The sequence below is a fragment of the Nonomuraea sp. NPDC049649 genome (genome assembly GCF_040675175.1).
Lineage (GTDB): Bacteria > Actinomycetota > Actinomycetes > Streptosporangiales > Streptosporangiaceae > Nonomuraea.
Map to the genome: position 1 here is coordinate 1 of NZ_JBFAOH010000026.1, position 24987 is coordinate 24987.

Sequence of the window (24987 nt, forward strand, 5' to 3'; positions counted from 1 at the left end):
GCGCGTCAACCGGGCTCTTCACGCTGACCTCAGCGTGAAATCAACCCTCAGCCGAACCGCTTACCCGAGCCTACGAAGATCGTGAAAGATCGAGGTTAGTGTCGCGTCGATCGGACACGCGGCGTCCGGTCTATGAGTTCTGCACCGGGGGCGGGCTGTTGTTCGTCCGCCGGCTGGCTGAGGAGGATCCGGCAGTCAGTGTCGAGAGCCCGTGGGTGAAGGCCCGTGCGGCGCAGGAGTTGTGGCTGCGGATCCTGAATGGAACGGCTGGATAGGACGGCCAGACGAGGCGGTCGACCATGTTGCCCGGCCCGGCGAGCACGCTCCTTTGACAGAGCTCTGCCGGACCGGGTGTCATGCCGGTCTACTGGGCGGAGGAGTCGCCGGTGAACGAGAGGCCGGGGACCGGGTGCTCCGGACGGTCCAGCCAGACGCACTGCCCCTCTGGGCTGACCGTCATGCCGAATCGGTCGTAGTCGGGCTCACCCCAGCCCACCCACCGGAAGTAGGCGTCGGTGACCTCCTCCCACACGGGCCGGTCGCCCACCTGGAACACCTGGTACTCGTCGGAGTCCGGCCGCCAGATCGCCACGGCCCAGGCGTCCGGGTCGCGCGGGTCGCTCACCCAGATCCGGTGGCACTCCCCGTCCTCGTCCGGTTCGTCGCTGTCGTGGGCCGTGAGTCCGGTGATCGCGCCGATGGCGAGGTCGGCGCCGGCGGGGGCGCAGGTGATCGTGCGGGGGTCGATGCGGGTGGTGAGGTGGTGCTTGTTCTCCGTTTCGCCAGGTTGCCGGCCCGGCACGGAGCGCTGGGATCGCATCATCATGTACGAGGCGAGGTCGGGGAAGCGGCCGTGTGCCACGCCGGACGGGGTGACGACGAGGCGGAGCTGGAAGTCGGTCTTGAAGCGCGGCGAGTACGGGGCGACCAGCACGGCTCCCGGCCGGGCCTGCTCGATCCACGTGTACGGGACCGTACGGATGCCGCAGGTGACGTGCACGCGGTCGAACGGCCCGCGTGCGGGGCAGCCTTGCGCGCCGTCGCCGACGATCAGGTGGGGCTGGAACCCGGCCTCGCTCAGGTTCTTGGCGGCCTGTTCGGCGACGACGGGGTCCACTTCGACGGAGGTCACGTTGGTCTCGCCGGCCAGGTGGCAGAGGAGGGCGGCGGTCCAGCCGGTGCCCGTGCCGATCTCCAGTACCCGGGTGCCCGGCTCGGGGTCGAGCAGTTCCAGGAAGCGGGCGACGATGCCGGGTGCGGAGCATGACGACGTGGAGTTTCCGGAGGCGGTTCTGATGTCGGTGGCGCCGTCGTCGAGCTGGGTGATGACGGGGATGTCGGCGTAAACCGCGTCCCACCAGTCTTCGGGGTCGGCCTCGCGGTCGATGACCCGTGCGTCCTCACCATCGAGACTCGCCAGGGCGACGGGCGGGACGAACAGATGACGGGGCACCGCGCGCATCGCGTCCGCGATCCTGCGGTCGAGGGGGGCCAGCTCGCGGATGAGCGCCTCCGTGCGATTGAGTGCGCTGATCACTTCTTCTGCCCGTCCTGCTTGTCGTCTTTGGCGTGCTTGCCTTTCCCGCCGGGCCAGGTGTCGTCCGTCGACCTGCTCGGCTGGTCGGTCTTCTTCAGCGGCTCGTATTTCCTCGGCTCGCCTGCGTGCTTCCCGCCCATGGCGTGGTCTCCTCTCGCGGGATCGGTGACTCCACGTGAGCGAAAGATTACGACAGGCTGCAAGAGTGAGCTTCTGTCAAGAATTATTATTTCCACCGCTTGACTACCGGCTTGAGTGAGCATAATTTTCACCGCATGGAGCTCTTGGGCCGGATCAGGACCGAGCGGCATGAGATGCCCGACGCGCTGCGCAGGGTGGCCGACGCCATCCTGGAGAATCCCGGTGCCGCCGCGCGGCTGACCATCGTGGATCTGGCCGAGCGGAGCGGCACTTCGACCGCCACCATCACCCGGTTCTGCCGCGCGCTCGGCTTCGGCGGGTACGCGGAGCTGCGGGTGGCCGTGGCCACCGAGACGGGCCGGGTCAACCAGCAGACGTGGCAGACCGACATCGGGCGGGAGATCCTGCCGGGCGACAGCCTGGAGAAGGTGCTCGGCGTGGTGTCGGGGAACGACATCCGGCTCATCCAGGAGACCGCCGACCAGCTCGACCTGGCCGTGGTGGAGAAGGTGGCGCAGGCGATCGCGGGGGCCGGGCGGGTGCTGCTGTTCGGGGTGTCGAGCAGCGCGGCCGTGGCCCACGAGATGGAGTACCGGCTGCAGCGCATCCGCATCCCCACCTGGAGCAGGTCTGACGCGCACAGCGCGCTCACCGACGCGGCGCTGCTCGGCCGGGGGGACGTGGCCATCGGCATCTCCCACAGCGGCCGGACCCGGGAGGCGATCGAGGTGCTGGCCGAGGCGGGCGGCCACGGCGCGCTCACCGTGGGGGTGACGTCGGACCCGCGCTCGCCGCTCGCCGAGGTGGCCGAGCTGGTGCTGACCACGGCCAGCCGGGAGACGACGTTCCGGGCCGACGGGTTCGCCGCGATCCATTCGCAGCTGCTCGTGCTGGACGTGGTCTACGTCTCGGTGGCGCAGCGTACGTACGAGCGGACCAAGCAGGCTTTCGACGTGACGGTCAGGGCCGTCGCGGGACATCGACTCCCAGAAGGGGAGCAATGACGATAAATCCCGAAAAATTCGCAGGTCACATAGCCGACCTCGTCAAAGAGATCCCCGACGACCCCGCCATCCAGAAGGCCGCCGACCTCTTCACCAGGGCGCTGACCAGGGGCGGCGTGATCCAGGCGTTCGGCTCGGGCCACTCCGAGGCGGTCGCGATGGAGATCGCCGGCCGGGCCGGCGGCCTCGTGCCCACCAACCGTCTCGCGCTCCGCGACATCGTCCTGTACGGGGACGCGCCCCGGGAGACGCTCGACCGCTACGACCTCGAACGCGACCCGGCCGTCGCCCGCGCCATCCTCGACCTGGCCCCTGTCCAGCCCGAGGACCTGTTCGTCGTCATCTCCAACTCCGGTGTGAACGGCGTGGTGGTCGAGCTTGCCTCGCTGGTCAAAGAGCGCGGCCACGACCTGGTCGCGATCACCTCGCTCGCCCACACCGGCGTCGCCGCCTCCCGTCACCCGTCCGGCCGCAAGCTCGCCGACCTCGCCGACGTGGTGCTCGACAACCGGGCGCCGTACGGGGACGCGGTGCTGCCGCTGCCCGGCGGCGGCGCGGCGGGCGCGGTCTCCACCATCACCTCGGCGCTGCTCGCCCAGCTCGTGGTGGCGCACACCGTGCGCGACCTGCTGGCGGCGGGTGAGACGCCGCCGATCTATCTGTCCGCGAACGTGCCGGGGGGCGACGAGCACAACCTCGCACTTGAGGCCCGGTACGCGGGCCGCCTGCGCAGAGGAGCCTGATCCACGGGGGACCGTTCGACATCGGGGGACCGCACCGACAAGGAGAACCCCACCCATGCCACGAAATGTCGTAAAAATCCTGCTGTCCTTAGCCCTCCCCCTCACCCTCATCGTCTCGGTCCTGTCCGCCCCGGCCGGCGCCGCCCAGGCCGTCAGCCTCCAGTACCGCACCAGCGCCCCCGGCGCGACCACCGCCCAGGCCGAGCCCTGGCTCAAGCTGACCAACACCGGCTCCACCACGATCGCGCTGAACCAGGTCAAGATCCGCTACTACCTCACCGGCACCGAGACCTACCGCTTCGCCTGCTCCTGGGCCGTGGTCGGCTGCTCGACGGTGACCGGCCACTTCGTCGACCAGGCGGGCCCGGACCAGTTCCTGGAGGTGGGCTTCACCTCGGGAACCCTGGCCTCCGGCGCGAACACCGGCGACATGCAGCTCCGCTTCTACCGGGCCGACTGGCAGACGTTCACCCAGAGCGACGACTACTCCTACGGCCCGCAGACCTCCTACTCCGCCTGGGACAAGGTCACCGTCCACATCGGCGGCGAGCTGGTCTGGGGCACCCCGTCGGGTGACGAACCCGGCCCGACCCCGACGCCGACGGACCCGCCCGTCCCCGGCGGCGTGCTCTTCGACGACTTCTCGTACACGAACTCCGCCGACCCGCGTCTCGCCCAGCGCGGCTGGACCGTCCGCTCCAGCTCCGGCGGGCCGGGCGTGCCCGGGGCGACCTGGTCGCCGTCGGCGATCACGTTCCCGGACGGCCTGCTGACGATGGACTCGCGCACCGACGGCACCCCCGGCGGCACCGTCCAGACCGAGCTCTCCACGGCCCACCGCAAGTTCTTCGAGGGCACGTACGCGGCCCGGGTGCGCTTCAGCGACGCCCCGATCAGCGGCCCGGACGGCGAGCACGTCGTGCAGACGTTCTTCACCATCACCCCGCTCGACTACGACCTGGACCCGGACTACGGCGAGCTGGACTTCGAGTACCTGCCGAACGGCGGCTGGGGCGAGCCGTCGAACATCCTCTACGCCACCAGCTGGGAGACCTACCGCAACGAGCCGTGGCTGGCGGTCAACACCCACACCGCGGAGCGCAAGAGCTTCGCCGGCTGGCACGACCTGGTGATCCAGGTGTCGGGCGGGCAGATCAAGTACTACGTGGACGGCCGGCTCTTCGCCGAGCACGGCGGGATCTACTACCCCGAGACCCCCATGTGGATCATGTTCAATAACTGGTTCATCGATCTTCAGTCCGTCACCGGCACCCGCACCTACCGCCAGCAGGTCGACTGGGTCTACCACGCCAAGAACGAGGTCGTCTCGCCCGCCGGCGTGCTGAGCCGGGTCGACGCGCTGCGCGCCGAGGGCACCACGTTCCGCGACACCATCCCCAACTCCTGAGAGACAGCGATGAAGCACCGACTCACCGCCGTGGCGGCGGCACTGGCGCTCGCCGCGGCGGCGTGCGGCTCGGACGCCGGAACCCAGGCGGCTCCCGAGAGCGGCCCGGCCAAGCTGACCGTCTGGATCATGGACGGCAGCGTCACGCAGGAGCTGCTCAAGACGTTCGAGACCGGCTACGAGGCCGCCCACCCGCAGGTGGACCTGGACATCCAGATCCAGGCGTGGGACGGCATCGGCGAGCGGGTGACGGCCGCGCTGGCCAGCACCGACGCGCCGGACGTGATCGAGGTCGGCAACACCCAGGTGGCGCAGTACGCGGCCAGCGGCGGCGTCACCGACCTCACCGGCAAGGTGGCCGACCTCCAGGGCGAGGACTGGCTGCCCGGCCTGGCCCAGCCGGGGAACATCGACGGCCGGCAGTACGGGATTCCGTGGTACGCGGCGAACCGGGTGGTCGTCTACCACAAGGACCTGTTCGAGAAGGCCGGCGTCCAGCCCCCGAAGACGCGGGACGAGTGGCTGGACGCCACGGAGAAGCTCAACCAGGGAGGGAACCAGGGCATCTACCTGACCGGGCAGACCTGGTACGCGCTGGCCGGCTTCATCTGGGACGAGGGCGGCGACCTCGCCGTCCAGGAGGGCGGGCAGTGGAAGGGCGCCCTCGACACCCCGCAGGCCCTGGCCGGCATGGAGTTCTACAAGCGGCTCCAGGCTCTCGGCAAGGGCCCCAAGGACGCCGACGAGGCCAACCCGCCGCAGCACGAGGTGTTCGCCCAGGGCAAGGTGGCGCAGATCATCGCCGTGCCCGGCGTCGCGGCCCGCGTCCTCGAAGTCGAGCCCGGCATGGAGGACAAAATGGGATATTTCCCGATCCCGGGGAAGACGCCCGACAAGCCCGGCACGGTCTTCACCGGCGGCTCCGACCTGATCATCCCGGTCGCCTCCCAGCACCAGGAAGAGGCGTACGAGGTCGTCAAGGCGCTGGCCGGCGAGGAGTTCCAGACCGAGCTGGCCAAGGCCATGAGCTTCGTGCCGAACCGTACCTCGCTGGCCGGAGTCCTCTCCGGCGACGAGGGCACCGCCGCGATGGCCACCGGCGCCGCCAACGGCCGGGCCACCCCCAACACCCCCAACTGGGCCGCCGTCGAGGCCACCTCGGTCATCAAGCAGTACATGACCGCGGTGCTCACCGGCGCCGACCCGGCCACGGAGGCGAGGAAGACCTCCGAGTCCATCACGGCCACCCTCAACAGCGGATCCTGAGTGCGCGGCCGTTCCCTCTGGCCCTACCTGCTCATCGCGCCCACGGTGGCGGGTGGGGCCTTCCTCCTCCTCTATCCCGTGGCCAAGGCCGCGGTGATCTCCCTCCAGCACTTCCGCATGGGCGAGCTGATCAGGGGCGGGGCGCCGTTCGCGGGCCTGGCCAACTACGCGGAGCTGCTGGGCGGCACCGAGTTCTGGGCGGTGCTGCTCCGCACGGTCTGGTGGACCGCGGTGAACGTGGTGCTCATCGTGGTCCTGTCGACCGCCGTCGCGCTGCTGCTCGTACGGCTGCGGCGCGGCATGCGGCTGGCCCTGATGAGCGCGCTGGCGCTGGCCTGGGCCACCCCGATCATCGCGGCCACCACCGTCTTCCAGTGGCTGTTCCAGTCGGAGCTGGGCGTGGTCAACTGGCTGCTGGTCATGCTCGGCTTCGACTCCTTCCGCGGCTACACCTGGTTCGCCGACGGCAAGGCCACCTTTGCAGTGCTGGTCGTGCTGGTGGTCTGGCAGTCGGTACCGTTCGCGGCGCTCACCCTCTATGCCGGGCTCACCACCATTCCGACCGAGCTGTACGAGTCGGCGCGGATCGACGGCGGCACCGGGTGGCAGATCTTCTGGCAGGTCACCCTGCCGATGCTGCGCACGCTCTTCGCCCTGATCATCTCGCTGGAGGTGATCTGGGTGGCCAAGTGCTTCCCGCAGATCTGGGTGCTCAGCCAGGGCGGGCCGGGCGACGCCACGACCACCCTTCCGGTGTACGCGTTCAAGATCGCGAGAGTGCTGCACCGGTACGACCTCGGCTCGGCGGTCGCCATGCTCACCGTGCTGATCCTCGCCGTGGCCCTGATCAGCAACCTGCGACGGATGGTCCGATCTTGAGAAGAATCGCGTTGAACGCCACCGCGCTGGGCGTCCTGGTGGTGACGATCTTCCCCGTCTACTGGATGTACCTGACGGCCTTCAAACCCACCCGCGACATCCAGTCGGAGACCCCCACCTTCTGGCCCGCCTCCCCGACACTCGACCACTTCGTCACCGCCGTGAACGCGCCCGGCTTCTGGACGTTCTGGCGCAACAGCCTGCTGGTCACGGTCGCGTCGGTGCTGCTGGCGCTGGTGGTGGCCCTGCTCGCGGCGTTCGCCGCGACCCGGATGCGCTGGCGGGGCCGCGGCGCGTTCGTGCTCATGGTGTTCGCCGCGCAGATGGCCCCCTGGGAGGCGCTGCTGGTGCCGGTCTTCATCATCGCCCGGGACACCGACCTGCTGGACTCCCTGGCCATGCTCACCGGCGTCTACTTCATGATCACCCTGCCGTTCACCATCGTCACGCTCCGCGGCTTCCTCGCCGGCATCCCGCCGGAACTGGAGGAGGCGGCCCAGGTGGACGGCTGCTCCCGGCTGGTCGCGTTCCGCCGGGTGACCTTCCCGCTCCTGGCGCCGGGCCTCATGGCCACCTCGCTGTTCGGCTTCATCACGGCCTGGAACGAGTTCGCGTTCGTCAACATCCTCATCATCAAGGACCAGGACAAACGCACCCTCCCGGTCTGGCTGTCGTCCTTCCGCGACGTCTTCGGCACCGACTGGGGCGCCACCATGGCCGCCGCGGGCCTCTTCGCCCTCCCGGTGCTCCTGCTCTTCCTTTTCCTCCAGCGCCGCGTCGGCACCGGAATGACAGCGGGCGCGGTAAAGGGCTGACGTAAGATCTCGCCGTGTGGAAATCGACGCGAGACCCCGCATCATCGGCACAGCCCTTTCAGCGGCGCTCGTCGTCGTGGTAGCCGTCTATATAACTGTGCACAACCCTGTCCCGCCGCGGCACACCGTGCAGGAATGGACGCCGGAACCCTACGATCCGCCTGTGCGATGGGCCCACCGCTCCTTGTTCGAGGACTGCCACACCGAGGACCCGCCGGTGACGGACGAATTGGTGGTCTGCACCGAATGGACGCTGCTCGCCGAATTCAAAGCGGGTGAGGGCAGGCTCGATCCCGGTTTCACGTACGGCGCCGGCTGCGGGGGATACGACAAGAGCGACGACGACTGCTCTGCCCAGCTGCGGTTGTCCGACGCCGCCAGCCGGGTGCGGACGAGCTCCGGCGAGCTCCGCGACATGCCGGTGGCGGTGAGCCGCGGACGGAGACTTCTTCGCCGTGGCCTTCGCCGGTGCGGACCCGCACATTCTGCTGACCGACTTCGACACCGGGCACATAGCGACCGTCCCGGGATTCTGCCGCGTCCACGGGATGAGCAGGAAAGCCGCCAGAATGCTGGTGGAAAGAGCCTGCGACGAGAAACTCTCGAAGAGAAGAGTGACCCTCGTGGACCGTGCCGGTTCCACGCTGGGAAGCTGGACGGCGGTGGTTCCGGCGCATATCACGCCGGACGGTCGTGCGGTCGTCACGGTCCGCGCGGACGACGACGGAAAAATCTATGTCGTCAAGCATGACGGTCACGGGGAAAGCCGTCCGGAAACGCAGGCTCGGCCTTCCGCCGGACGCCGGTGGCGCGACCGGGCACGGCTGGCGCAATGCCGGAGAATACGTCGTACGGATCGAGAATCCGGAGACCGGCGACTTCCACGGCTACTATCGCGTCGTCCCCGACTCGGGAAAGGCGGCGAGAATGCGAGACCTGAACGAGGACAGCGACACCCTCGTCGTCTTGGGGAGCGTTTAAGACGTTCTCGTGAACGCGGCGTGCGCCTGCCGGGCCTCGGTCTCCGTGAGGTGGTCGCGGGCCGCCAGCCAGGCCGCCGCGCCCGCCGCGTCGCCCGCCGTGCACACCTGCTCTCCGGCCAGCAGTTCCAGGACGTGCTCCCGTACCGGGCCGTCGTTGGTGAGCACGCTTCCGGCGAGCACCACGGGGCCCGAGACGTGGATCCTCCGTACGGTGGAGACCAGGTGTTCGGCGGCCCGCCGGGTGATCGCCAGCGCGGCCGGGTCGCCGTCGGCGGCGGCGCGGCTCACCAGCGGGGCGAGTTCGGCCAGCCGCATGTGATTCCCCTGGATGAGCCGGACGAACCGGTCGTCGGTCTCTCGCGCCGTGGCCCCTCGCCAGTCGCCGAGGAAGTGAGTGACCACCAGATCGGCCAGCCCGCCAGAACGTACCTCGCCCGACCCACTTGAACTCGCGGGAGCCGCAGCAGACGAGTCCAGGGCGGCGGCGGTGTGCTGGGCGGCGGCGCGGCCGATCCAGAAGCCGGAGCCCTTGTCGCCGAGCAGCCAGCCGAGCCCGTCGGCGATCCGGTGCAGGCGGTAGGAGCGGATGTCCGCCGCCACCGCGCCGGTGCCCGACAGCAGCAGGGAGCCGTCGGGGGTGGGGGAGCCGGCGGTGTAGGCGATCTCGACGTCGCCGGTGAGCCGTGGCCCCGACGGGATGCCCAGGACGGACCAGGCCTTGGCGAGGTCGGGTGCCATCTGCTCGACGTGCCCGGCGACCCCGGCGAGGGAGGCGACGACCCGGGAGCCGTCGTGCCCGGACAGGGCCTCGCGCAGCGCGCCGGTGATGGCGGCCACCGCCCTGTCCAGCCCGTGCGCGGTCGGGTTGCCCGCCCCCGCCCGCGCGTACCCGACCCGTTCCCCGGCGAGGGTGTGGACCGCCACCCGGGTGGCGGTGGCGCCGGCGTCGATCCCGACCACGAGCGAAATTGTCACGATCAGATTGTGGGTCTTGACGGGACCGGTAAGCAAGAATAATTTTCGCCGAAAGGCCCGAAGCCCGGAAGGATTGTTCGTGAGACCAGGTGCCCTGGGACGCATCGAGACCGAGCTTCCCGGTCTGCCCGAGGCGTTGCGCAGGGTCGGCGAGGTGATCCTCGAAGCCCCGGCGGAGGCCGCGCGGTCGACCATCATCGCGCTGGCCGAGCGGGCCGGCAGCTCTCCCGCGACCGTGACCAGGTTCTGCCGGGCGTTCGGCTTCTCCGGCTACGCCGAGCTGCGGGTGGCGCTGGCCACCGAGACGGGCCGGGCCGCGCAGGCGGGCTGGGGCGCGGGCGTGGGCCACGAGATCGGCCCGGACGACCCGATCGACGCCGCCATCGAGGTGATGGCCGCCGCCGACGCCCGGCTCATCCAGGACACCGCCGCCCAGCTCGACCCGGAGGTGGTCTCGCAGGTCGCCGACGCCGTGGTGGCCGCCCGCCGGGTGCTCCTGGTCGGCGTCTCCACCAGCGGGAACGTGGCGACCATGCTGGAGGGCCGGCTGCGCCGTATCGGCATCCCGTGCTGGAGCGCGTACGACGCGCATGTGGCCCTGTCGGAGGCGGCGCTGCTGCGCGAGGGCGACGTCGCGATCGGCATCAGCCATCGGGGCCGCACCCGCGAGGTGATGGAGTCGCTGGCCGAGGCGGGCAGCCGCGGCGCGCTGACCGTGGCCGTCACCTCCTTCGCCCGCTCGCCGCTGGCCGACCTGGCCGAGCTGGTCCTGACCACGGCCAGCAGGGAGACGACGTTCCGGCTCGGCGGGCTGGCCGCCGTGCACTCCCAGCTGTTCGTGCTGGACGCCGTGTACGTGGCGGTCGCGCAGCGGACGTACGAGCGCACCAACGAGGCGTTCGAGCTGACGATCGCGGCCGTGGAGAGCCACCGGGTGGAGAGAGGTTAGATGACGTTCGCAACCGTGGCCCTGAAGCTGGCCCGCCAGGTCGCCGAGAGCCAGGCGGAGCCGGTCGAGAGGGCCGCAGGCACGCTGGTCGCCGGGCTCCGCGCCGGCGGTGTGGTAAACGCTTTCGGTTCCGGCCACTCCGAGGCCATCGCGATGGAGATCGCCCACCGGGCGGGCGGCCTGGTGCCGAGCAACCGGCTCTCGCCCCGGGACCTGGTCCTGTACGGGGGAGAGCCGCCCGGGGTGCTCACCCCCGAGCTGGAACGGGACCCGGCGATCGCGCACCGGATCTACGCGCTGGCCCCCGTCGACCCGCGCGACGTGTTCGTCCTGATCTCCAGCTCCGGCGTGAACGGCGCGGTCGTCGAGCTCGCCTCGCTCGTGAAGGAGCGCGGCCACCCGCTCATCGCGATCACCTCGGTCGAGCACAGCACCCGGATGACCTCACGCCACCCCTCGGGCAGCAAGCTGCTCGACCTGGCCGACGTGGTCCTCGACAACGGCGCCCCATACGGGGACGCGGTGCTGGAGCTGCCGGGCGGAGGGAGCTACGGCGCCGTCTCCACCGTCACCTCGGCGCTCCTCGCCCAGCTGATGGTCACCCGGACGATCGAACGGCTGGTGGCGCTCGGAGAGACGCCGCCCGTCTACCTGTCGGCCAACGTGGCCGGCGGCGACGAGCACAACAGAGCCCTGGAAAGCCGGTACGCAGGGCGCATCAGGCGCTGAGGCAGACAAGTCAGGAGTGGTACGTCATGGCGAACACCCCCCACATCACCCGGCGCGGCCTGCTGCGCGCCGCGGCCCTGGCCCCGGTGGCCGGCGCGCTCGCCGCGTGCGCCACCCCGCAGGCCCAGGCGCCCACCGCGTCCGCCGCGCCGGCCGCCACCAGCGCGGCCAACCCCTTCGGCGTGGACGTCGAGAAGCCGCTGGAGGTGTGGATCTTCGACGGCGGCTTCGGCAACGCATACGCCACCGACATCCACCAGCCGCTGTTCAAGACCAAGTACCCCGACGTCGAGATCAAGCACAACGCGACCAAGGAGATCACCAAGGTTCTGCAGCCGCGCTTCGCCGGCGGCAACCCTCCCGACGTGATCGACAACTCCGGCGCGAACGCCATGGACCTGGGCGCGCTCGCCCAGGACGGCCAGCTCCAGGACCTCGGCCCGCTGCTGGAGGCGCCGAGCTGGGACGACCCGGACGTCAAGGTCCGCGACATCCTCGACCCGGCCGTGATCGAGTTCGGCACCTACGACGGCAAGTTCCACGTGGTCGGCTACGTCAACTACATCCACGGCATCTGGTACTCACAGAAGGCGTTCCGCGACAACGGCTGGACGGTGCCGAAGACCTGGGACGAGTTCCTCGCCCTCTGCGAGACGATCAAGAAGTCCGGCAAGATGGCGCCCTTCACCTACGCCGGCAAGCACCCGCAGTACCTGTACGAGCCGCTGCTCACCATGGCCGCCAAGATCGGCGGCAACGAGGTGCTGGTCAACATCGACAACCTGGAGGACGGTGCCTGGTCCGCCGAGCCGGTGCGGCAGGCCGCCGAGGCGTGGGCCGAGGTCGGCGCCAAGTACCTGCTGCAGGGCACCGCCGGACTGGACCACGTGCAGACCCAGACCGCCCAGAACAAGTACGACGTCGCCATGCTGCCGTGCGGCTCCTGGCTGGAGAACGAGCAGGCGACCACCACGCCGGACGACTTCGAGTACGGGATGTTCCCGATCCCCGACTTCACCTCCTCCGACAAGATGCCCTACGGCACCCTGCACACCCAGCCGGGCGAGTCGTTCATCGTGCCGTCGCGGGGCGCCAACCCGCAGGGCGGCATGGAGTACCTGCGGGCCATGCTGTCGAAGAAGGCGGCCGGCGACTTCAGCGAGCTCGTCCGTACCGTGTCCGTGGTCAAGGGCGCGGGGGAGGGGCGCGACCTGTCGCCGGGCGCGAAGAGCGCCACCGAGGCGCTCGCCGCCGCCGGCGAGAACACCGTCTACTACCGCTGGCGCTCCTGGTACGCGCAGCTGCACGACGAGGCCGTGGCGGCGACGGGGCAGCTCATGAGCGGCGGCGTCACGCCCCAGAAGTACGTCGAGCGGCTGCAGAAGAAGGCCGACGAGATCAAGGCCGACTCCTCCATCAAGAAGTACCGGCGCTGATGTTCCAGACCTACCGCCGGGGCCTGTTCATCCTGTCCTTCCTGGCGGCGCCCGTCACGCTCTACCTGGTCTACGTGATCTCGCCGTACGCGCAGGCGTTCTACATCGCGATGACCGACTGGCGGGGGGTGACCGCCACGCCCGACTTCATCGGGTTCGACAACTTCATCCGGCTGTTCTCCGACGGGATCTTCTGGAAGGCGGTCACCCACAACGCGGCGCTGCTCGTCCTGCTGCCGCTGCTGACCATCGTCATCGCCCTGTTCTTCGCGTTCCTGCTCAACGTGGGACGCGAGGGACGGGGCGTGGCGGGCGTGGCCGGGTCCAAGTTCTACCGGGTGGTGTTCTTCTTCCCGCAGGTGCTGGCCGTGACCGTGGTCGCGGTGCTGTTCCAGCAGGTGTTCCGGCCCGACGACAGCGGCATGCTGAACGCGCCGCTGATGGCCCTCGGGCTGGGGCCGTTCGGCTTCCTGTCGGATCCGGGCCTCGCCTTCTGGTCCGTGCTGGGCGTCATGGTGTGGCAGGCGGTCGGCTTCTACGTGGTGCTGTTCTCCGCCGGGCTGGCGTCGATCCCGCGCGACATGTTCGAGGCGGCGCAGATCGACGGGGCCGGCCGGTTCAGCCTGTTCTTCCGGGTCACGCTGCCGCTGCTCTGGGACACCGTGCAGGTGGCCTGGGTCTATCTGGGCATCCTGGCGCTGGACGTGTTCGCGATCGTGTGGGTGATGACCGACCAGCACGGCGGGCCGGACTTCTCGACCACCGTGATGGCCACCGAGATCTACCGCAACGCGTTCCAGTACTTCCGCTTCGGCTACGCCTCGGCGCTGGGCGTCGTGATGTTCTTCTTCACCATCGGCTTCGCGATCCTGTCGCTGCGCCTGTCCCGTCGCGAACGAATCGAGTACTGATGACTTCCACATCCTGGACGGCCGCGAACTCGCGCCGGCTCGCCCGCCGCGAACGGCGGCGGCAGCTCGGGCCGCTGGCGATCCTGACCCACGTGGCCCTGCTGGTGTGGACGGTGCTGACCGTGGTGCCGATCCTGTGGACGTTCCTCGCCTCGGTGAAGAGCGAGGACGAGATCTTCGGCGACGCCTGGTCGATGCCCGCCAGCCTGCAGTGGGACAACTTCGCCCGCGCCTGGGAGCAGGCCCAGATCGGGCAGTACATGCTCAACAGCGTCATCGTGGTCTCGTTCAGCACGTTCGGCACCATGCTGGTCGGGTCGATGGCCGCCTACGTGCTGGCCCGCTACCCGTTCCGCGGGAACCGGGCCGTCTACCTGCTGTTCGTGTCCGGGCTCGCGTTCCCCGTCTACCTGGCGCTGACGCCGCTCTTCTTCGTGGTGCAGAACATGGGGAACGTGCCGCTGGTCGGGCCGTTCATCGGGCTGAACACGCACGCCGGGCTGGTGCTGGTCTACATCGCCTACTCGATGCCGTTCACGGTGTTCTTCCTGTCGGCGTTCTTCCGCACGCTGCCGACGGCGGTCGGGGAGGCGGCCCGGGTCGACGGGGCCTCGCACACCCGGGTGTTCTTCCAGATCATGCTGCCGATGGCCAAGCCGGGACTGATGAGCATCACCATCTTCAACGTGCTCGGCCAGTGGAACCAGTATCAGCTCCCGCTGGTGCTGCTGCAGGAACGCGACAAATGGGTGCTCACCCAGGGCATCGCCGACATCTCCACCGCGGCGGGCTACGACCAGGACTGGGCGGCGCTGTTCGCCGCGCTCACCCTGGCCATCCTGCCCATGCTGGTCGTCTACACGATCTTCCAGCGGCAGATCCAGGCGGGCCTCACCGCGGGGGCGCTCAAATAACCCGCCGGACACCTCCTCGCCGACCCCGCCCACGACTTCGCCAGGATCTACCGCGACCTGGGGCCCGAGGTCTTCGACCTCGTCCTCGCCTCGTACGACCGGGACTTCGACGACGCGGACCAGCGGCGGGCGCTCTTCCACGCCCGCCGCGCCCTCATCGAAGACCTCGCCTACGGCCTCAGCACCGGCCCGCGCCGCTACGCCGAGGCCGCCCTGGCTCACCTGGAGTGGACCTTCACCGGCTGAGCCCGGAGCTCCGCCGCGGCCGCCACGACGTTCGCCAGCGCCGCCTCCACCTGCTCGTACGTACGGGTCTTCAGGCCGCAGTCCGGGTTCACCCACACGCGCTCGGCGGGCAGCACCTCCAGCGCCCGGCGCAGCAGCTGCGCCACCTCCGCCGTGTCCGGCACGCGCGGCGAATGGATGTCGTACACGCCAGGACCCAGCCCGCGCCCGAACGACCCCACCGCCTCCAGGATCCGCGCCCCCGACCGGGCCGACTCGATCGTGGTCACGTCCGCGTCCAGGCCGTCGATCGCGTCCAGGATCTCGTCGGCGTCCGAATAGCACAGATGGGTGTGGATCTGGGTGTGGTCGCTCGCGCCCGACGTCGCCCGCCGGTACGCGGCCACCGCCCACTCCAGGTAGCCCGCCTGATCGGACGCGCGCAACGGCAGCAGCTCGCGCAGCGCCGGCTCGTCCACCTGGATGATCGGCACCCCGGCCGCCTCCAGGTCCCGCACCTCCTCCCGCACCGCGTCCGCCACCTGCCGGACCACCTCGGGCAGCGGCAGATCGTCCCGCACGAACGACCAGGCCACGATCGTCACCGGGCCGGTGAGCATGCCCTTGACCGGCCGGTCCGTCAGCGACTGCGCGTACGCGGCCCACCGCACCGTGATCGGCTCCGGCCTCGACACATCCCCGTACAGAATCGGCGGCCTCGTGCAGCGCGACCCGTACGACTGCACCCACCCGTTCACCGTGACCGCGAACCCGTCCAGCCGCTCGGCGAAGTACTGCACCATGTCATTCCGCTCCGGCTCCCCGTGCACCAGCACATCCAGCCCGAGCCGTTCCTGCAGCCGGATCACCCGCTCGATCTCGGCCTCCACCAGCCGCTCGTACTCCTCCTCGCCGAGCGTCCCCGCCGCCACCGCCGCCCGCGCCGCCCGCAACTCTCCCGTCTGCGGAAACGACCCGATCGTCGTCACCGGCAACAGAGGCAGTCCGAGCCGCTCCGCCTGCACCCCCGCCCGCACGCGGTACTCACTCCGCCTCTCACCATCCGCGCTTACGTCCGCCTTCGTGCTCGTCGCCGCGGTGGCGACGGGCTGATGTGCGAGGTCCCGCAGACCGTTCTCCAACGTACGGGCGAGGGCCACGACCTCCGAGACCTTCTGGTCGGCGAAGGCGAGGCGGCCCCGGAGCGCCGGGTCAAGCCCAGGTTCGGCCGTCACGTCGTACGGGACGTGCAGCAGCGAGCAGGACGTGCCGACCACCACGTGACCCGCATATTCACTCACCGCCGCCAGCGCCCGCGCAGCCCGCGACGGAGACGTCCGCCAGACGTCCCGCCCCGACACCACACCGGCCACCACCGTCTTGCCCGCCAGCGCCGAGAGCCCGTCGAGGCCGCCGCGCACCAGGTCCACCCCGACGGCCTCCACCGGCGTCGCCCCCAGCACCGGCAGCGCCTCGCCCAGGTGCCCGAAGTACGAGGCGACGAAGAGCCCCGGCCGCGCCGCCACACTCCCCAGCCGCTCATAGGCGGCCCGCACCGTGGCCAGCTCCTCCGGTGTCCGGTCCGCCACCAGCGCGGGCTCGTCCAGCTGCACCCACGCCACGCCCTCGGCGGCCAGCACCCCCAGCAGTTCCTCGTAGCAGGCCAGCACGTCGTCCAGCCGCCCCAGCGCCGCCGCCGGGTCCGCCGACAGCAGCAGGAAGGTCACCGGCCCGACCACCACCGGCCGCGTCTCGAACCCCAGCGCCCGCGCCTCCCGCACCTCGCCCAGCGGCTTGGCGGCGTCGAGCTTGAAGACCGTCTCCGGGCCGACCTCCGGCACGATGTAGTGGTAGTTCGTGTCGAACCACTTCGTCATCCGCAGCGGCGCCACCCCGTCGGTGCCGCGCGCCATCGCGAAGTACGGGTCCGCGGTCTCCCGATAGCGCTCCGGCACCGCGCCCAGCAGCACGGCCGTGTCCAGCACCTGGTCGTAGAGGGAGAACGTGTTCGACGGCAACCCCTCCAGGCCCAGCTCGGCCAGCCTCCGCCAGGTCGACTCGCGGATCGCGGCGCCCGCAGCCTCCAGCTCGTCCCGGGTGGACCGGCCGTCCCAGTACGACTCCAGCGCGCGCTTCAACTCCCTGCGGGGGCCGATCCTCGGGTACCCGAGCACGGTGGACCGGGGAAAAACGGACATCGATGCTCCTCAGCGTTGATCGTGAACGTCCGGGCATCGTGCACGGCTCTCGCCCGCTCGTGCATCATTTATTCGTGACGCTTATGGTCAAGGAGATCCACTGCTTCGTCCGGGTGGCGGCGCGGCTCAGCTTCTCCGGGGCCGCTGCCGACCTGGGCCTGTCCCAACCGGCCGTCAGCCAGGCCGTCGCCCGGCTCGAACGCGCCACCGGCGTCCGGCTCTTCGAACGCAGCGCCCGCGCGGTGCGGCTCACGGCGGCGGGCGCCGCGCTGCTGCCCTACGCCGAGCAGGTCCTCGAATCGGCCGCCGCCTTCACCGCCGAGGCGTCCCGTCTGGCCCGGCCGGTCATTCACCTCGCTTATCCACCCCTCGTCGGCGTGCTCGCCGCCCGGGTCGCCCGGCGCATGCTGAGCCGCACCCCGCCCGTGGAGGTCGAACTACACGCCGCGGGCCGTTCCGCCGCCGCTGCCGCCCTGGACGCGGGCGAGGTCTCCGCCGCGATCCTGGCCACCCCCGCGCCGGCCCGCTTCGTCACCGCCGCCCGCTTCCACGTCACGGTCGACCACCTCGCCGTCCCCCGCACCCACCCCCTCGCCGCCCGAGCCCGCCCCCGCACCTCCCACCCAGGCGAACCTCCCATCCGCCCGGCTTCCCCTTTCGCCTCTCGTACGGATGGAAAAGAGCCGGCGAAACCCGGAGCGGTCCCCACCGCCGGCTCGTCCGGGGCGTCCCGCACGGACGCCCCTGGCGAGAGGACGGGCTCACCGCACCCGGGGGCGGGCGCGATGGAGTCCGGTCTGTCGCGTACGGAGGGGGTCGGTCAAGGGGACGCCCGTACGGACGGATCACGTCATCCGAAGGCAGGCGCGGCGCAGCCCGCTCGGGCGAGGGTTGGGATGAACCGGGCAGGGGCGTCGAAGGGTGGGGTGTGGCCGGGGGAGTTGGCTGGGCTGGTGGTGCTGACGCCTGGGGGGAGAAGGTGGGCGGGGTTGCCGGGGCATCCGCGGATGGTGCGGGACGACGACTTCGGGGCGGCGCTGGATCTGGTGGCGGCCGGGGTGGGGGTGCTGCCGATCCCGCATCTGCTGGTGCGGAGTGTGCGGCGGGACGATGTGGTGTTCGTGCCGCTGGAGGGCGTCGATCTGAGGATCACGTACGCGCTGGCCTGGGCGGGGGAGCGGGTCACGAACGAACTGCTGGCGCTGGTGCAGGCGATGCAGGAGGCGCTGTGGACTAGGTGAGGTTCTTGAGGGCTTCGCGGCGGCTCAGGCCGGTGATGCCCTTGGCCTCTACGTAACGGACCACTTCGTCCGGGTTCGTCTTGGCGTACTGGCGCAGCGCCCACCCGATGGCCTTGCGCGCGAAGAAGTCGTTGTCCGACAGGCTCGGCTCGATGCACGCGTACAGCAGCGCCGTGTCCGTGCGGGACTTGAACCGGTTCTGGGACAGGATCGCCGTGCGCCGCTTCCACAGGTCGTCGGAGTGGGCCCATTCCAGCATGAGGGGCCGCATGGTCTCGGGGTAGGCGGCCAGCAGCCCGCCGATGCGGTGGACGGCCAGCTCGTCCACCAGGTCCCACCAGGCGCCGGTGACGATCATCTCCTCGTACATCGGAACGGTGTCGAGGGTCTGGAAGCGGCGGTAGCGGGGGAGGCCGGTGAGGTCGATCGCGGCGTTGCGCTCCTCGCGGTACTCCGCCTCGCGCCAGAGCCGCAGCACCGCCTGCCGCCACTCCGCCGCCGTCTCCAGGGGGTGGTCGGTGAGCACCTGCTTGAGCGCCGCCCGCCGCGGCCCGGCCTGGACGCCGAGGAACGGCATCGCCGACTTCATGTACCCCTGCATGGCGGCGGCCTTGCCGGGGTCGGCCACCTTGTGCAGCGCCAGCCGGACTTCTTCGATCAGGTTCATGCCCGCTGCGACACCCGTTCGCCGGTGGCCAGGCCGTCGAACAGGACGGTGACGAAGTGGTCGGCCAGTTCGTTCGTGTCGAGCCTGCCGTCGGGACGGAACCAGCGCACCGCCACCCAGATGGTGTCGCGGATCATCCGGTAGGTCAGCTTGGGGTCCACGTCGTCGCGGAGCTGCCCGGCCGCCTGGCCCGCCCTGATCTGGGTCACCCAGATCTGCTCGACCTCCTCCTCGGCCTTGACGAGGTAGTTGAACCGCTCGAACTGGCGCAGGTAGTTCCAGTCGTTCTGCATGACGGTGATCGCGGCGCGGTGCGGTTCGAGGGTGGCGAAACCGATGCGGACCATCTCGTTCAGGACCGTGCGCGGGTCGGAGCCGGCCTCGACGGCGGCGCGGTAACGGGCGGTGACGTCGTCGAGGAAGGTGGACAGCACCTCGTCGACGATCGCTTCCTTGGAGTCGAAGTGGTGGTAGAGGCTGCCCGAGAGGATGCCCGCCTCCTGGGCGATCTGCCGGACGGTGGTGGCCTGGAAGCCCTTGCGCGCGAAGAGCTCCGCGGCGAGCTTGACGAGGTATTCGCGGCGTTCGGATCCCGCTCCTTGGGATGCGGGGCGCTTCGCCTGGGTGGTGCCGCCGGAGTTCTTTCGCGTTGTCACGGACACCATTATGCGCCCGCGACCAAGCGCTTGGTGAACGAGCTGATCCGTTCGGCATCGGCCATTATCCAGCTCTTTCGCACCGCGGCGAACCAGTGGCCCGCGCCCCGGGGCTTGGTCGTCCCGGGGTATGGGATGACGTTCGGGAATGCCCCTAGCAAATAAGAAACTTTCCTATTAGATTGCGGTTCATGTCTCCGAGCCGCGACCTCCTCCGCCTGACCGACGCCGTCCTCCTGCCGGGATTCGCGGGTCACACGCCGCCCGAATGGCTGCGGCGCAGGCTCGGCGACGGGCTGGCCGGAGTGGTGCTGTTCTCCCGCAACATCGCGGACCCGGAACAGGTCGCCCGCCTCACGGGGGCCCTGCGGGCGGAGAACCCGCACGCGCTCGTCGGCACCGACGAGGAGACCGGCGAGGTGACCAGGCTGGAGGTCGGCACCGGCAGCAGCCGTCCCGGCGGGTACGCGCTCGGCGTCGTGGACGACCCCGCCCTGACCGAAACGCTCGCCCGCGACCTGGGGCAGGACCTGGCCGCCGCCGGCATCGGCATCGACTTCGCGCCCTCCGCCGACGTCAACTCCAACCCCGACAACCCCGTCATCGGGCTGCGCTCCTTCGGCGCCGACCCCGAACTCGTCGCCCGCCACACCCGCGCCTTCGTCCGCGGCCTGCAGTCCGCCGGGGTCGCCGCCTGCGCCAAGCACTTCCCCGGGCACGGCGACACCTCGGTCGACTCCCACCACCGCGTGCCCGTCGTCGCCGACCGCGACATCGAACAGGCGCTCCGGCCGTTCCGGGCGGCCATCGCCGAGGGCGTCCGGGCCGTCATGACCGGGCACCTCCTCGTACCCTCCTACGACCCGCACCTGCCCGCCACCCTCAGCCCCAAGGTCCTCACCGGGCTCCTCCGCGAAGAGCTCGGCTTCGACGGGGTGATCGTCACCGACGGGATCGAGATGACCGCCGTCTCCGGCCCGTACGGCATCGGCGGCGCCGCCGCCCGCGCCATCGCCGCGGGCGCGGACGCCATCTGCGTCGGCGGCGAGAACTACGACGAGGCCACCGCGACCGCCGTCCGCGACGCCATCGTCACCGCCGTCCAGGAAGGCCTCCTCCCGGAGGAGAGACTTGCGGACGCCGCCCGCCGAGTCCACGACCTGGCCCTCTGGACGACAACCCCGCAGGTCTCCTCGGCCGGCTCTCCAGAGGGCTCCGGGCGGGCGACTATCACTGTCGGAAACTCTCCGTCCGACTCCGCGGGCAGCTCCGAGCGTGACTCCGCAGACGCGGGTCCGCAGATCTCGGGCAGTTCCGCGTTCGGCTCCGCGAGTGGTTCCGCGGGCGCTGGTCCGGAAGCCTCGGTAGGTGGCGCTGAGCCGGGCTCCTCGGGGGCGGGTCCGGAGATTTCGGCGGTTGACTCCAATGGCTCACCAGAGGTGTCCGAGGGCGGGGCTGTCTCCGGCGGTGTCTCCACGTCGGGGGAGGGGATCGGGCTGGTGGCGGCTCGGAGGGCGCTGCGGGTCACGCGCCGGGCCGAGCCTTCGGTGCTGCCGTTGAGCGCCGCGCCGTACGTTGTCGAACTCGCTCCCGAGACCCACCTGGCCATCGACAAGGCGACGCCCTGGGGTCTGGCCGCGCCGCTCGCCGAGCTGCTGCCGGGCACTACCGCGATCCGGTTCGCAGCAGGTGAGGCCACCGGCTCCGCGCTTGAGGGCGCGCTCAACGAGGCCGAGGGGCGCGGGCTGGTGATCGTGGTCCGCGACGCCCACCGGCACCCCTGGCAGATGGAGGCGCTGCGCCACCTGCTCGGCGCCCGGCCGGACGCGGTGGTGGTGGAGATGGGCCTGCCCCACCGCGCGGACCTCGGCGCCGTTCATATCGCCACGTACGGGGCGGCGCGGGTCTGCGGTCAGGCCGCGGCCGAGGTGATCGCCGGTGGTCCGCGGGTTGAGCGGGCGTAGACGGGTCTGAGCACGTACGTGTTCGCGCGTACGGGATAGCAGCCTTCTCGCGTACGGGATAGCGCCGGAAAGGCGTTGGGCGGGAAGCGGGCGGTCGGTGGCCGCGCCGGCGTCGGCGTGGCGTGACGTCGAGCACGCCGCGAAACTGGCCTTGACCTGGCAGGACAGTGCCATCCGCAACGAGCGGGTCAGCGCAGAATAATCTTCTGATCACTCAAAGCTGTTGATTGACTACAGAGAGCTATACGATCGCTTTGGTTTTGACCCCGCTGGGTCAAGACAGGTCAAGGAGGGCGCTCGCCTGCCCTCACACTGGCGAAGGAGCTGAAGTGATCAAGAAGCTGTGCGCCACGGGCTTCGTGGTGGCGGCGGCGGTCGGCGGCGCGGTGCTGGCCACACCGGCACACGCCGACAGCTGGACTGACAACTGGAGCACCAACACCTCGTCGTCGCAGTCGGGCAACACGTTCTCCCGCATCGGCGCGACCAATCGGGGCGGAGCCAGGTCGGTCAACGTCAACAACCTCAACGGCTACGCGATCACGGCCGCCCACGGCGGCACCACTGTGACCTACATCTTCTTCTGAACCGGAAGGACCCTCACTGACATGATCAAGAAGCTCGCTCTCATCGGTGTCACCGCCGCCGGCGTCGCCCTGCTGGCCGCGCCCGCGCACGCCGACACCCGGATCGACAACGACAGCCGCAACAGCAGGTCGTCTCAGACGGGCAACAACTTCAGCAACATCGGCGCGAGCAACCGCGGCGGCCAGAACGCCACCAACGTGACCAACATCAACGGCAACGCGGTCGTGGCGACCCACCGCGGCTGGGCGCCGGTGGCCATCGAGGTCGACTAGCCGGTGGACGGCGCCCGCGCTGCCCGGGGGCGCGGGCGCTACCATCGCCGGATGGTTCTCTGTGCTTACGTCACCTTCGCCGACCCCGATGGCCACGATGACGAGCGCGAAGCCGTCCTGACGGCCTGGCGCGAGGCCGGCGTCGAAGGACGGGCCGAACGCTGGGACGACCCCGACGCCGACTGGAGCGCCTACGACGCCGTCGTCGTCCGGTCCGTCTGGGACTACTGCGACCGCAGAGCCGAGTTCCTGTCCTGGGCGCGGCGCGTGGAGCGGGTCTCCCGGCTGCTGAACCCGGCCGACGTGCTGGAGACCAACACCGACAAGACCTACCTGCGCGACCTGGGCGTGCCGATCGTGCCGACCCACTGGTCCTCCCGCGACCTGCCGGAGCACCGGGAGTACGTCGTCAAGCCCACGATCTCGGCCAGCGCCCGCGACACGATCAGGACCGCCGACCGCGGCGAGGCGGTGGCGTTCGCCGCCGCGCTGGAGGCCGCCGGTCGCGTCCCGATGGTCCAGCCCTACCTCGACATGGTCGAGGCGGAGGGCGAGACCTCACTCCTCTACTTCAACCGCCGTTTCAGCCACGCGGTCCGGCGCTCGCCCGTACTGGCCCCCGGCATGACCGGCGCGGACAACGTCCGGGCGCAGCCGCGCACCCCAGCCCCGGACCAGGTCGACCTCGCCGAGAAGGTGCTCGCCGCCATCCCTCAGCCCCTTCTGTACGCCAGGGTCGACCTGGTCCGGCTGCCCGGCGGCGAACCGGCCCTGATCGAGCTGGAGCTCACCGAGCCGTACCTCTACCTCCACCAGGCCCCCGGCTCCGCTGCCGGTTTCGCCGCCGCGCTGCGCGAGCTGCTCTAGGCCGTGATGCCGCCGTCCACCGGGATGACCGCCCCGGTCAGATAGGAGCCGGCGCGGGAGGCCAGGAAGATGGCCGCCCCCGCCATGTCGTCGGGCTGGCCGATGCGGCCCAGCGGGACGTTGGAGGCGACGGCGGCCCGGGTCGACGGGTCGTCCAGCGCGAAGGCCATCATCTTGGAGTCGAACGGGCCGGGCGCGATCGCGTTCACCGTGATGTGCTCGGGGGCGAGCTGCCTGGCCAGGTGACGGGTCAGCATGTGCACGGCCGCCTTGGTGGAGGAGTAGGCGTACGTCTCCATCGCCGGCACCCTGATCCCGTCGACCGAGCCGATGTTGATGACCCGTGCCGGGTCGTCCTCGCCCGCCGCCTCGCGCAGCCGCGGCAGCAGGCGCTGGACGAGCGTGAAGGCGCCCTTGACGTTGATGTTCCAGAGCTTGTCGAAGGCGTGCCCGGGATACTCCTCCAGCGGCGCGCCCCAGGTGGCGCCGGCGTTGTTGACCAGGACGTGCAGCGGCTCCTGTACGGCCGACACCAGCGCGTCCACCCCCTCGGGCGTGGACAGGTCGGCGACCACGGCGGTGCAGCCCAGCTCGGCGGCGGTCTTCTCCACCTCAGCGGCCTTGCGCGCGGAGATGATCACTTTCGCCCCGGCCGCCGTGAACCCGGCCGCGATCATGCGCCCGATACCCCGGGAACCGCCGGTGACGACGGCGGTCTTGCCTTCCACCGAGAACAGAGTCATCCCGGAAGCATGCCATACCGACCGGTTGGTCGCTAGATCGTGCCGGGGATGAAGCCGCCGTAGGAGCGGTTGTAGAACACCAGCGGGCCGCCGTCGGCGTGGGTGTCGAGCTGCAGCACGCGGGCCACCACGATGACGTGGTCCCCTGCGGGATGCTCGGCTTCGACCCGGCAGTCGATCCAGGCCAGCGCGCCATCGAGCACCGGGTTCCCGCCGGGCGACTCCCGCCAGGTCAGGCCCGCGAACTTGTCTCCGCCGCGGGTGGCCATCTGGGCACAGACGGCCCGCTGGTGTTCGGCCAGGATGTTCACGGTGATCACCTGGGCCGCCCGTAACCGGGGCCAGCTCGTACTGCTGTGAGCCACGCAGAACGAGACGAGCGGGGGGTCGAGCGACACCGAGGTGAACGAGTTGACGGCGAGGCCGCTGGGCAGGCCCTCACGGTCGAGGGCGGTGACCGCCACCACGCCGGTGGCGAGCCGGCCGAGCACCGAGCGGAACGTGCCGGGGTCGACCGGGCCGCCCGCGGGTGGGCGGGGCCTGCACAGCAGGGAGGCGAGCCGCCGTTCCTGGGTAAGAAGCTCTCGGGTCTGCGCCATGGCCGCCTCCTCGTTCACACCAAGCGCTTGCTTGGTAAAGCTAGGCCGCCCGTGCCGCCCCGTCAAGAGGCTGCGGGCTCGCTCGTTTCGGTCGGCACCGAAACCAAGGGCGGAAGAAGAGGGCGCGCCGAAACCGCGGACGTAAGAAGAGGCCGCACCGAAATCGCGGGAGTAAGAAGAGACTGGCCGTGCGGCGGGGAAGAAAGACGTCACCCGCGGACGGTCTTGAAGTCCAGGACCTCGGCGTCACTCTCGCCGCTGTCACCGGCCTCGGCGT

Annotated in this window: 25 protein-coding genes; 17 read left to right on the top strand and 8 right to left on the bottom strand. The window is 70.3% G+C overall.

All coding sequences use genetic code 11. The features are described 5' to 3' along the window. Nucleotides 1–364: 364 nt before the first annotated feature. Together AB0J42_RS26780 and AB0J42_RS26785 are read right to left on the bottom strand one after the other, a co-directional pair. Complete coding sequence (locus tag AB0J42_RS26780; protein WP_364299042.1) at nucleotides 365–1537, bottom strand: methyltransferase domain-containing protein; 1173 nt, start codon at nucleotides 1535–1537, stop codon at nucleotides 365–367. Beyond that, nucleotides 1534–1677, bottom strand: a complete 144-nt coding sequence (locus AB0J42_RS26785; RefSeq protein WP_364299044.1) for a hypothetical protein — start codon at nucleotides 1675–1677, stop codon at nucleotides 1534–1536. The genes AB0J42_RS26780 and AB0J42_RS26785 overlap by 4 nt, the downstream gene beginning before the upstream one ends. Before the next feature lie 135 nt (nucleotides 1678–1812). Here AB0J42_RS26785 and AB0J42_RS26790 point away from each other — a divergent pair, with 135 nt between their 5' ends. The 7 genes from AB0J42_RS26790 to AB0J42_RS26820 all read left to right on the top strand — a co-directional run bounded on the left by AB0J42_RS26790 (nucleotide 1813) and on the right by AB0J42_RS26820 (nucleotide 8774). Continuing rightward, nucleotides 1813–2682, top strand: a complete 870-nt coding sequence (locus AB0J42_RS26790) for a MurR/RpiR family transcriptional regulator (RefSeq protein ID WP_364299046.1) — start codon at nucleotides 1813–1815, stop codon at nucleotides 2680–2682. After that, on the top strand, nucleotides 2679–3425 hold the full coding sequence (locus AB0J42_RS26795) for an SIS domain-containing protein (RefSeq protein WP_364299048.1): 747 nt from the start codon (nucleotides 2679–2681) through the stop codon (nucleotides 3423–3425). The genes AB0J42_RS26790 and AB0J42_RS26795 overlap by 4 nt, the downstream gene beginning before the upstream one ends. A 55-nt stretch (nucleotides 3426–3480) precedes the next feature. Further along, complete coding sequence (locus AB0J42_RS26800) at nucleotides 3481–4833, top strand: cellulose binding domain-containing protein (RefSeq protein ID WP_364299050.1); 1353 nt, start codon at nucleotides 3481–3483, stop codon at nucleotides 4831–4833. A gap of 9 nt (nucleotides 4834–4842) precedes the next feature. Then, nucleotides 4843–6099 carry an extracellular solute-binding protein gene (locus tag AB0J42_RS26805; RefSeq protein WP_364299052.1) on the top strand — a complete coding sequence of 419 codons (1257 nt, stop codon included), beginning with the start codon at nucleotides 4843–4845 and terminating at the stop codon, nucleotides 6097–6099. Next, entirely contained in the window at nucleotides 6100–6978 is an 879-nt protein-coding gene (locus AB0J42_RS26810; RefSeq protein WP_364299054.1) for a sugar ABC transporter permease, read from the top strand. It begins immediately after the preceding gene. Beyond that, the gene (locus AB0J42_RS26815) at nucleotides 6975–7793 is read left to right on the top strand and encodes a carbohydrate ABC transporter permease (protein WP_364299056.1); all 819 of its coding nucleotides are present in this window, start codon (nucleotides 6975–6977) and stop codon (nucleotides 7791–7793) included. The genes AB0J42_RS26810 and AB0J42_RS26815 overlap by 4 nt, the downstream gene beginning before the upstream one ends. Nucleotides 7794–8540: 747 nt before the next feature. Then, the gene (locus tag AB0J42_RS26820) at nucleotides 8541–8774 is read left to right on the top strand and encodes a hypothetical protein (protein ID WP_364299058.1); all 234 of its coding nucleotides are present in this window, start codon (nucleotides 8541–8543) and stop codon (nucleotides 8772–8774) included. Here the strand turns inward: AB0J42_RS26820 and AB0J42_RS26825 are convergent. Further along, the gene (locus AB0J42_RS26825) at nucleotides 8771–9751 is read right to left on the bottom strand and encodes a BadF/BadG/BcrA/BcrD ATPase family protein (RefSeq protein WP_364299060.1); all 981 of its coding nucleotides are present in this window, start codon (nucleotides 9749–9751) and stop codon (nucleotides 8771–8773) included. The two genes, AB0J42_RS26820 and AB0J42_RS26825, sit on opposite strands and share 4 nt — an antisense overlap. Nucleotides 9752–9830: 79 nt before the next feature. Here AB0J42_RS26825 and AB0J42_RS26830 point away from each other — a divergent pair, with 79 nt between their 5' ends. From AB0J42_RS26830 to AB0J42_RS26850, 5 genes are read left to right on the top strand one after another with little or no spacing between them, the layout of a single operon-like run. Beyond that, a complete protein-coding gene (locus AB0J42_RS26830; RefSeq protein WP_364299062.1) occupies nucleotides 9831–10700 on the top strand; it encodes a MurR/RpiR family transcriptional regulator in 870 nt (289 codons plus the stop codon). Then, complete coding sequence (locus tag AB0J42_RS26835) at nucleotides 10701–11429, top strand: SIS domain-containing protein (protein WP_364299064.1); 729 nt, start codon at nucleotides 10701–10703, stop codon at nucleotides 11427–11429. Nucleotides 11430–11455: 26 nt separating this feature from the next. Further along, on the top strand, nucleotides 11456–12865 hold the full coding sequence (gene ngcE, locus AB0J42_RS26840) for an N-acetylglucosamine/diacetylchitobiose ABC transporter substrate-binding protein (RefSeq protein WP_364299066.1): 1410 nt from the start codon (nucleotides 11456–11458) through the stop codon (nucleotides 12863–12865). After that, nucleotides 12865–13776, top strand: a complete 912-nt coding sequence (locus AB0J42_RS26845; protein WP_364299068.1) for a sugar ABC transporter permease — start codon at nucleotides 12865–12867, stop codon at nucleotides 13774–13776. The genes ngcE and AB0J42_RS26845 overlap by 1 nt, the downstream gene beginning before the upstream one ends. Beyond that, on the top strand, nucleotides 13776–14690 hold the full coding sequence (locus AB0J42_RS26850; RefSeq protein ID WP_364299070.1) for a carbohydrate ABC transporter permease: 915 nt from the start codon (nucleotides 13776–13778) through the stop codon (nucleotides 14688–14690). The genes AB0J42_RS26845 and AB0J42_RS26850 overlap by 1 nt, the downstream gene beginning before the upstream one ends. A gap of 218 nt (nucleotides 14691–14908) precedes the next feature. Here the strand turns inward: AB0J42_RS26850 and metE are convergent, their stop codons facing one another. Beyond that, nucleotides 14909–17113, bottom strand: a complete 2205-nt coding sequence (gene metE / locus AB0J42_RS26855) for a 5-methyltetrahydropteroyltriglutamate--homocysteine S-methyltransferase (protein WP_364299072.1) — start codon at nucleotides 17111–17113, stop codon at nucleotides 14909–14911. A gap of 83 nt (nucleotides 17114–17196) precedes the next feature. Here metE and AB0J42_RS26860 point away from each other — a divergent pair, with 83 nt between their 5' ends. After that, the gene (locus AB0J42_RS26860; RefSeq protein WP_364299189.1) at nucleotides 17197–18354 is read left to right on the top strand and encodes a LysR family transcriptional regulator; all 1158 of its coding nucleotides are present in this window, start codon (nucleotides 17197–17199) and stop codon (nucleotides 18352–18354) included. On the opposite strand, the gene AB0J42_RS26865 is transcribed toward AB0J42_RS26860, so the two are convergent. Both AB0J42_RS26865 and AB0J42_RS26870 read right to left on the bottom strand, forming a co-directional pair. Continuing rightward, entirely contained in the window at nucleotides 18347–19021 is a 675-nt protein-coding gene (locus AB0J42_RS26865) for a DNA alkylation repair protein (protein WP_364299074.1), read from the bottom strand. The two genes, AB0J42_RS26860 and AB0J42_RS26865, sit on opposite strands and share 8 nt — an antisense overlap. Beyond that, a complete protein-coding gene (locus AB0J42_RS26870) occupies nucleotides 19018–19677 on the bottom strand; it encodes a TetR/AcrR family transcriptional regulator (protein ID WP_364299076.1) in 660 nt (219 codons plus the stop codon). Before AB0J42_RS26870 ends, AB0J42_RS26865 begins: the two co-directional genes overlap by 4 nt. 191 nt (nucleotides 19678–19868) lie before the next feature. Here AB0J42_RS26870 and AB0J42_RS26875 point away from each other — a divergent pair, with 191 nt between their 5' ends. From AB0J42_RS26875 to AB0J42_RS26890, 4 genes are all read left to right on the top strand, one after another. Then, entirely contained in the window at nucleotides 19869–21641 is a 1773-nt protein-coding gene (locus tag AB0J42_RS26875) for a glycoside hydrolase family 3 N-terminal domain-containing protein (RefSeq protein WP_364299078.1), read from the top strand. A gap of 329 nt (nucleotides 21642–21970) precedes the next feature. Continuing rightward, entirely contained in the window at nucleotides 21971–22228 is a 258-nt protein-coding gene (locus AB0J42_RS26880) for a hypothetical protein (RefSeq protein ID WP_364299080.1), read from the top strand. Between the two features lie 21 nt (nucleotides 22229–22249). Further along, the gene (locus AB0J42_RS26885; RefSeq protein ID WP_364299082.1) at nucleotides 22250–22501 is read left to right on the top strand and encodes a hypothetical protein; all 252 of its coding nucleotides are present in this window, start codon (nucleotides 22250–22252) and stop codon (nucleotides 22499–22501) included. Nucleotides 22502–22552: 51 nt separating this feature from the next. Then, entirely contained in the window at nucleotides 22553–23368 is an 816-nt protein-coding gene (locus AB0J42_RS26890; RefSeq protein ID WP_364299084.1) for a hypothetical protein, read from the top strand. Here the strand turns inward: AB0J42_RS26890 and AB0J42_RS26895 are convergent. Together AB0J42_RS26895 and AB0J42_RS26900 are read right to left on the bottom strand one after the other, a co-directional pair. Further along, nucleotides 23365–24111: an SDR family oxidoreductase gene (locus AB0J42_RS26895; RefSeq protein WP_364299086.1), complete on the bottom strand. Its 747-nt coding sequence runs from the start codon at nucleotides 24109–24111 to the stop codon at nucleotides 23365–23367. The genes AB0J42_RS26890 and AB0J42_RS26895 overlap by 4 nt on opposite strands. Before the next feature lie 32 nt (nucleotides 24112–24143). Next, nucleotides 24144–24710 (bottom strand): flavin reductase family protein, encoded by a 567-nt coding sequence (locus tag AB0J42_RS26900; protein WP_364299088.1) that lies wholly within the window; start codon nucleotides 24708–24710, stop codon nucleotides 24144–24146. Between the last annotated feature and the right edge of the window lie 277 nt (nucleotides 24711–24987).

What these genes read in the sequence shown, in the direction of transcription:
- AB0J42_RS26785 (WP_364299044.1), bottom strand. Translation starts at nt 1,677, where the DNA reads ATGGGCGGGAAGCACGCAGGCGAGCCGAGGAAATACGAGCCGCTGAAG.
- AB0J42_RS26790 (WP_364299046.1), top strand. Translation starts at nt 1,813, where the DNA reads ATGGAGCTCTTGGGCCGGATCAGGACCGAGCGGCATGAGATGCCCGAC.
- AB0J42_RS26795 (WP_364299048.1), top strand. Translation starts at nt 2,679, where the DNA reads ATGACGATAAATCCCGAAAAATTCGCAGGTCACATAGCCGACCTCGTC.
- AB0J42_RS26800 (WP_364299050.1), top strand. Translation starts at nt 3,481, where the DNA reads ATGCCACGAAATGTCGTAAAAATCCTGCTGTCCTTAGCCCTCCCCCTC.
- AB0J42_RS26805 (WP_364299052.1), top strand. Translation starts at nt 4,843, where the DNA reads ATGAAGCACCGACTCACCGCCGTGGCGGCGGCACTGGCGCTCGCCGCG.
- AB0J42_RS26820 (WP_364299058.1), top strand. Translation starts at nt 8,541, where the DNA reads ATGACGGTCACGGGGAAAGCCGTCCGGAAACGCAGGCTCGGCCTTCCG.
- AB0J42_RS26835 (WP_364299064.1), top strand. Translation starts at nt 10,701, where the DNA reads ATGACGTTCGCAACCGTGGCCCTGAAGCTGGCCCGCCAGGTCGCCGAG.
- ngcE (WP_364299066.1), top strand. Translation starts at nt 11,456, where the DNA reads ATGGCGAACACCCCCCACATCACCCGGCGCGGCCTGCTGCGCGCCGCG.
- AB0J42_RS26845 (WP_364299068.1), top strand. Translation starts at nt 12,865, where the DNA reads ATGTTCCAGACCTACCGCCGGGGCCTGTTCATCCTGTCCTTCCTGGCG.
- AB0J42_RS26850 (WP_364299070.1), top strand. Translation starts at nt 13,776, where the DNA reads ATGACTTCCACATCCTGGACGGCCGCGAACTCGCGCCGGCTCGCCCGC.
- metE (WP_364299072.1), bottom strand. Translation starts at nt 17,113, where the DNA reads ATGTCCGTTTTTCCCCGGTCCACCGTGCTCGGGTACCCGAGGATCGGC.
- AB0J42_RS26860 (WP_364299189.1), top strand. Translation starts at nt 17,197, where the DNA reads ATGGTCAAGGAGATCCACTGCTTCGTCCGGGTGGCGGCGCGGCTCAGC.
- AB0J42_RS26865 (WP_364299074.1), bottom strand. Translation starts at nt 19,021, where the DNA reads ATGAACCTGATCGAAGAAGTCCGGCTGGCGCTGCACAAGGTGGCCGAC.
- AB0J42_RS26875 (WP_364299078.1), top strand. Translation starts at nt 19,869, where the DNA reads ATGTCTCCGAGCCGCGACCTCCTCCGCCTGACCGACGCCGTCCTCCTG.
- AB0J42_RS26885 (WP_364299082.1), top strand. Translation starts at nt 22,250, where the DNA reads ATGATCAAGAAGCTCGCTCTCATCGGTGTCACCGCCGCCGGCGTCGCC.
- AB0J42_RS26890 (WP_364299084.1), top strand. Translation starts at nt 22,553, where the DNA reads ATGGTTCTCTGTGCTTACGTCACCTTCGCCGACCCCGATGGCCACGAT.
- AB0J42_RS26895 (WP_364299086.1), bottom strand. Translation starts at nt 24,111, where the DNA reads ATGACTCTGTTCTCGGTGGAAGGCAAGACCGCCGTCGTCACCGGCGGT.
- AB0J42_RS26900 (WP_364299088.1), bottom strand. Translation starts at nt 24,710, where the DNA reads ATGGCGCAGACCCGAGAGCTTCTTACCCAGGAACGGCGGCTCGCCTCC.